The organism is Thermosynechococcus sp. OHK43 (assembly GCF_014466085.1).
Lineage (GTDB): Bacteria > Cyanobacteriota > Cyanobacteriia > Thermosynechococcales > Thermosynechococcaceae > Thermosynechococcus.
This window is the reverse complement of record NZ_JACOMP010000226.1, coordinates 1-6,000: the sequence shown is the minus strand read 5'-3', so window position 1 is coordinate 6,000 and position 6,000 is coordinate 1. Positions and strand designations below refer to the sequence as shown.

Annotated in this window: 5 protein-coding genes; 2 read left to right on the top strand and 3 right to left on the bottom strand. The window is 57.2% G+C overall.

Features of this window, described 5'->3' with window-relative positions; translation table 11 throughout:
• Together H8Q75_RS09560 and H8Q75_RS09555 are read right to left on the bottom strand one after the other, a co-directional pair.
• Window positions 1-574: coenzyme F420 hydrogenase/dehydrogenase beta subunit N-terminal domain-containing protein (locus H8Q75_RS09560; RefSeq protein ID WP_297041319.1), on the bottom strand; the 574-nt coding region annotated here is incomplete at its 3' end.
• 6 nt (window positions 575-580) lie between these two features.
• Window positions 581-2,779 carry a phosphoketolase gene (locus tag H8Q75_RS09555; protein ID WP_297041318.1) on the bottom strand — a complete coding sequence of 733 codons (2,199 nt, stop codon included), beginning with the start codon at window positions 2,777-2,779 and terminating at the stop codon, window positions 581-583.
• Window positions 2,780-2,935: 156 nt separating this feature from the next.
• On the opposite strand from H8Q75_RS09555, the gene H8Q75_RS09550 reads away from it, so the two are divergent.
• Together H8Q75_RS09550 and H8Q75_RS09545 are read left to right on the top strand one after the other, a co-directional pair.
• Complete coding sequence (locus tag H8Q75_RS09550) at window positions 2,936-4,261, top strand: cobyrinate a,c-diamide synthase (protein WP_024124885.1); 1,326 nt, start codon at window positions 2,936-2,938, stop codon at window positions 4,259-4,261.
• Between the two features lie 60 nt (window positions 4,262-4,321).
• Window positions 4,322-5,476, top strand: a complete 1,155-nt coding sequence (locus H8Q75_RS09545; protein ID WP_024124886.1) for a M23 family metallopeptidase — start codon at window positions 4,322-4,324, stop codon at window positions 5,474-5,476.
• Here the strand turns inward: H8Q75_RS09545 and H8Q75_RS09540 are convergent.
• Window positions 5,473-6,000: phosphodiester glycosidase family protein (locus H8Q75_RS09540; RefSeq protein WP_297041315.1), on the bottom strand; the 528-nt coding region annotated here is incomplete at its 5' end. The two genes, H8Q75_RS09545 and H8Q75_RS09540, sit on opposite strands and share 4 nt — an antisense overlap.

Here is a 6,000-nt window from a genome sequence, read left to right as displayed (position 1 = left end):
GGGTTCCCAGCACATAGAGCTTCTCTAGGCCCAGTTTGTCTTGAACGGCTCGCAGGGCCTGAATTTGACAGCCAACCCCAATCACCAAGAGCCGTTTGAGGCCAGCTTGTTCCACCTGCTCTAGCACCGAAAGATTGGGAGATAGGGTGGGCTTGTTTACCCGCGCCGCCAAAATCTCCTCACGGGTGCGGGCAATCACGGGCTTGGGGGTAAAGCGATCGCTCTCGCTATTTTGAACACAGACAACGCCCTCAACCCGTCCCGATTCCAACAGGGTAATGGCAATAGTGCTGACAATGCCCGTCCACTGGGCTCCCGGAATCGGCTCTGTTTTGCGAGCCGCCATCATCTCCCGGTGAACGCCAAAGTAGCACTCATCCCAGTTGTCAAGATCACGGGCACGGCCATGACTTTGCTGCTCAAGGGTCTCAAACTGTTGATTGAGGAAGGCACAGGCCTCTTTGACATAGTGGATATAGTAGGTGTCGCAGAGGCCACACTCACTGCATAGGGTCTTGGCGGGGCGGGGACTACCGGGCTTAAGGGCACGGGCTTTGCGATGGGCAGCAGTCATGGGCACTTACTTCAGCAGTGAACGGGCGCGATCGCAAATGGCTTCGGGGGTGAGGCCATTGTAGGCCATCAGTTCGGCAGGGCTAGCTGTTGTTTCGCCGCGCTGCCAAGCCAGTAGATCGCGAGGACAAGTGGCACGCAGCAAAATGGGTTCTAAAAGGGCAGAGGCCCCCCCCGTTACCCCCAAGAGGGCATCGCCGTCAAACAGACGCTGGAAGGTGGCCTCATCGGCAAAGCCGCCATCGGGTTCCGCGCAGGTTTGCCAAGCAACATCCCCAGGGCGGTAGAGGCGGCGGGGGTTAATTACCGAAACCAGCCGCACTCGATAGCCTAAATCCTCCAATTGGGGTAGGGCATGATACACGGGTTGCAAAATCATATCCCCCAGCACCGCTAGGACTAAGGTTCGTCCCCCTTGAGTGGATTCATAGAGGGTGAGTGCCCCCTCATCAAGGGCCTGTTCCGTTTGTGCAAAGGTGGTGCGCACCGGCAGTGGCGTTTTACTCGCAAAGATAGCAATTCCCTTGTTTTGGGTGTTCAGTGCCCAGCGGTAACACACTTGAATGCTGTTGGCATCTGGCGGGAAAAGGACAAAGATATTGCCATTGCGCAACAAAGCGGCATAGTAGGCTTCAATTTCCGGGCGTTGATGCGTCCAACCATTCCGTCCCTGCTCAAGGGCGCCGGCGGTAAAGAGAGTAACCGTCGAAGGGGTGGGACGGCGCAGTTCTGCCATCGCTTGGGTGACCGTTTGCCAGATGGGGAGACCATTAATGGCAAAGGATTCGTAGGAGCACCAAAGACTACGGCTGCCCATCAAACATAATCCTGCAGCTAGGCCCGCGCAGGCATCCTCGCTCAGGGGTTCGTATACTTGGCCATTGGGCAGTTGGTTGTAGAGGGGGTCTGTCGTTGGGTGAATGATCTTCAGGGCTTGGTTGATGTTGCCAATCCCAGAGGCCTCATTGCCATCGGCATTGGTAACAAGGTAGCGGCGATCGCGCTGCCCCACTTCTGCCACCATGCGCCCCATGGCGGTTGTGGCCACTTTGCTTTCCCCCAAGGCATAGGCCTCAAGGGCAATCTCCCCAAGGGGAGGTAAGTCTAAGACCTGCTCTGTAACCACCACCTCCGCCGCTGGCCCGCCGGCTGCTGCCACACAGTTTTGACGCACCAGTTCCCAGGCGGCAGGAGAAAGGGCACGGGCTTTGAGGGCATTGACAATATCGGGGTTGTCGAGGGTGTGCTGGGCATAAAGGTTATGGGATTTTGCCCCCTTGGCATGAACACCTGCCCCCTTCAGTTGTTTGAGGATAAAGACGGTCAGCTTGCCAGCGAGAGCCGATCGCGCTGCCTCTTGCATTCCCTTCAGGACCGCCTGCACAAAGGCCAAGCGCTGCCCAAAGGAAAACTGAGTGCTATCGACGTAGTCCCCCGCTTGACCGCTGTCGTCAAAGTCTTTGGCATCCACCAGCACCACCTCTTGGAAACCGTTGCCGTGCCAGTAGGCCATCATTTCTGGATTGGTTTTCAGAGAAACCATGCTGTGGTGTTCTTGGCTAAAGCCATTCCAAACCAGGACAGGTAGGAAATTGGTGACCTCTGGGAAAGCGGTGTGGAAGTGCGCCATGCTGCTCATGACGTAGGGCTCCCCTAGGCCGCCATCCCCTAAGGTGAAGGGAAAGAGGGTCTGGCGGTGTAACCAAGCAGCGGCCATAGCAAAGTGCTGCCCCTGTCCCAGGGGGCCGGCCGGCGCCAGAATCCCCGGAATATAGCCTGAGAGGTGGCCAAGCAGACCATGTTTTTCGCGGAAGCGATCGCGCAGGTCCTGAACCGTATAAATGCCCATTTTCTCTAGGGAGCGATCCAAGAACAGGGCGGCATAAAAGCCTGGCGCATGGTGCCCCACTTCCGTGATGATATTTTTGTGCCCCAACATCACGAGGGCAGCATAGGCTTCTGCTTGACTGGCAAAGCCGCCAGGATGACCAGAGGCCTTACTGCCGGTCATCTGTAAGATCAGATAGCGGAGGGCATCGGCATAGAGGAGCGTTTGATAGGCGGCTTCCGGAGCCTCCAGATCCCTAAGGGCTGGCTGTTGGGTACTCAGGAGTGGCCTTTGACCATAGCGATCCCAGTCTGGCCAATCATTGCCAAAATACTGAATTCCTTCACAGAAACTGGGGACTGAAGTTACCGCTGTCATAGACCCTGACCCAACTCTTGAGTGCACGCTTAGTCTCCTATCTTACAGGGGTGGGGAGTTCCCCTGAGGGCAGTTGATCAGGGAATATCCCCGAAATAACGGTGTTGGAGTGGATTGCAGGCATAGATTGATTTTTCTTGGGGAAAGGGATTAACAATGGCGTTGGTGATAGCAGGCGATCGCAGCGGCGTGGGAAAAACCACGGTTGCCCTAGCATTAAATGCGGCTCTGAGCGCCCGGGGGCAGCGGGTACAAACCTTTAAGGTGGGCCCTGACTACATTGATCCCCTGTTTCACACGGCTATCAGTGGCCGGCCTTGCCGTAACCTCGATGTGATCTTGACCAGTCCTGAGTATGTCTGCGCCTGCGTCGGCTATCACAGTCAGGGGATGGATGCAGTGCTCATTGAGGGGGTCATGGGGCTATTTGATGGCCGGGGAGGGAGCCATGAGGGCAGTACGGCACAGATTGCCCAACTTTTGCAGGCACCTCTGCTCCTGGTCTTAGATGTCCAAAAACAGGCAGCCTCGGTGGCGGCGGTGGTCTATGGCTTTTGCCACTATGATCCATCGCTCCAGATTGCTGGTGTGGTCTTGAATCGGGTGGCCAGCGATCGCCACCGGCAACTGTTAGAAGCCGCCCTTGCCCCCCTGGGGGTGCCTATTGTTGGCGTTCTCTATCGCGATCAGGCCTTGGCACTTCCCAGTCGGCACCTGGGCTTAGTGCCACCCCAGGAATCCCGCGAGTTTCAAGCCTTGGGCGATCGCCTTGCCCATTTGGGAAACACCTGTTTTGACTGGGAGCGGCTGACACCACTGCTTGCCCCTGCCCCCACCTCCTCAGACCCTCCTTTTAGTGTTTCCCCCCTGACTCAAGTCACCATTGGCATTGCCCAAGATGCAGCCTTCCACTTTTACTATGCTGACACCTTTGATTTGTGCCACGCTTTGGGGGCAACGTTAACCCCAGTCTCACCCCTACGGGATACCCACTTGCCCCCAGATCTCAATGGGTTGATCTTGGGGGGTGGCTTTCCGGAGGTGTTTGCCCCAGAGTTAGCAGCGAATCACTCGTTCCTTGGGTCGCTGCGGCAGGCCATTCAAAGGGGCATAGCCATCTATGCGGAGTGTGGTGGCCTCATGTATCTCAGCCAAGGTATTCAAACCTTCGAGGGACACTACTACCCCTTGGTGGGATACTGGCCGCCGGTTGCCCACATGGGTAAAAAACTCACCCTTGGCTATCGCCAAGCCACGGCTTTACAAACAACGGTGTGTGTGCAGGCAGGAGAGAAGGTTCAAGGCCATGAATTTCACTATTCCTGTTTGAGTGTGCCGCCCCCAAGGCCTCTGTGGCAATTGGCGGGTGAACCAGAGGGCTGGGGCAACTCCCGAATCCACGCCAGTTATCTGCATCTCCATTGGGGCGGCCATCCCCAGTGGGCAATGCGCTTTCTCCAGCAGGCAGCAAAGGTTGGATAATGCGACCCACGGCAACGTAATTTTTGAAGGTGTTTTTTAGGGTGTTGTTGGGGAAGGTCAATGCCAAAGCAATACCGCTATGGGCTCTACCTTTGCCTTGGGCTGCTAGTGATGCTCAGGGTAACTCTGGCGGCTTGGGCAACGGCACCCTCCCAGAATCTGGAGTATTGGCAGCAGGTGATCCAACAACACCAGCAGCACCAGCAGGCAGTAGGTCAGCAGCGTCAACAACTAGAACGCCTTGAGGCAGCGGCCAGCGATCGCCTGGAGGGTTTAGAAACCAATGTGGATGCAACCACCCAACAGTTGGCGGCGGCCAGCGATCGCCTGCAAGCGGCAGAAACCCTGCTCAAGGAGCTCAAGGAGCAGCAACAGGTTCTGAGTCGCCGCTACAAGGCCAGTGTTGCTGTGATTGGCGATCGCCTACGGCGGCTGCAACGCTACCGTGAGATTCCCCAGTGGGCCATGCTCTTTGAAGCAGAGACCCTCAATGACTGGCTGGAGCAGCAGGGGCGCCTGCGTCAGGTGTATGAGCGCGATCGCCAGCACTTGGCTGCCTTGGTTCGCGATCGCCAGCGACTTCAGCAGCAGCAGCGGCAAATTCAAGTACAACAGCGATTTATTCAAGCCCTGCGCCAGCAACTCCAACAGCAGCAGGCCATCTATGAACGGGAAGCCGAAAGTCAACGCCAACTCATTGCTCGTCTGCGGAGCGATCGCCAGGCCCTTGCCGCCATTGAAGCCCAACTGGCCCGTGACAGCGTCGCCATTCAGCAACTCATTAGTCAGCGCCTCGGCTATGTCCCCAGGGGCATTCCACCCCTGCCCCGCAGTGGCCGTCTTGCTTACCCCATTCAAGCACCGCTGACCAGTCCCTTTGGTTGGCGGATTCATCCCATCTTGGGCAGGCAGCGGTTCCATGCTGGTGTGGACTTTGGGGCTGATTTTGGCACCCCCATCTTTGCTGCTGAAGCGGGCACCGTGATCTTTGCCGGTTGGTCAGGGGGCTACGGGCAAACCGTGATCTTAGACCATGGCGGCGGGATGACGACGCTCTATGCCCATGCCCAGCGGCTCCTCGTACGGGAAGGCCAATTTGTGCAACAGGGGCAGCCCATTGCTGAGGTTGGCTCCACGGGACTGTCAACAGGCCCCCACCTCCACTTTGAAGTGCGCTTGAACGGCGAACCGAGCGATCCTTTGGCCTATCTCTAGGGGATTGGCTGCCAAAAGACCCCAAGGGCATTGTTGACCCGCGTCGTTGTCACCGCATGGCGATCCACCAACACCCCCCCTAGATAAAGGGCCGTTGAGCTGCCGCCATCCAGATTCACCGCATTGATCAAGCCCAACTGATGGACAATTTGTGCCCATTCTGCGAGGGTGGGCCCCATACCACCTATACGGTTGTGGGTGGTGACCCAGACAATGCTGCCATCACTGCGATTTCCCATGGCACTGCGGGGTGCCGCCTGGGCATCCAAACCCGCCCCAAATTGCTCCAGTGCCGCATTCAAGACCACTCGCCCCTGATTCACCAGTAAGGGACCCGCACCGACGATATTGGGAATGCTATTAAAGGCAGCGGGCATAGCAGTGGTTTCCAGTTGCACCGCAGCCCCCGGTGGGAAGTTTGCCAACAAGGCGGAATTCAAGTTACGCGCCACCAGTAGGAAGCCCTCTGAGGGAATCGGAACTGTTTGATGGTTACTGATGGGTTGCTGCTCCACCACCTGTTC

Bases quoted from the DNA above. Each gene is read 5' to 3' on its own strand.
- H8Q75_RS09555 (WP_297041318.1), bottom strand. From the start codon at position 2,779: ATGACAGCGGTAACTTCAGTCCCCAGTTTCTGTGAAGGAATTCAGTAT.
- H8Q75_RS09550 (WP_024124885.1), top strand. From the start codon at position 2,936: ATGGCGTTGGTGATAGCAGGCGATCGCAGCGGCGTGGGAAAAACCACG.
- H8Q75_RS09545 (WP_024124886.1), top strand. From the start codon at position 4,322: ATGCCAAAGCAATACCGCTATGGGCTCTACCTTTGCCTTGGGCTGCTA.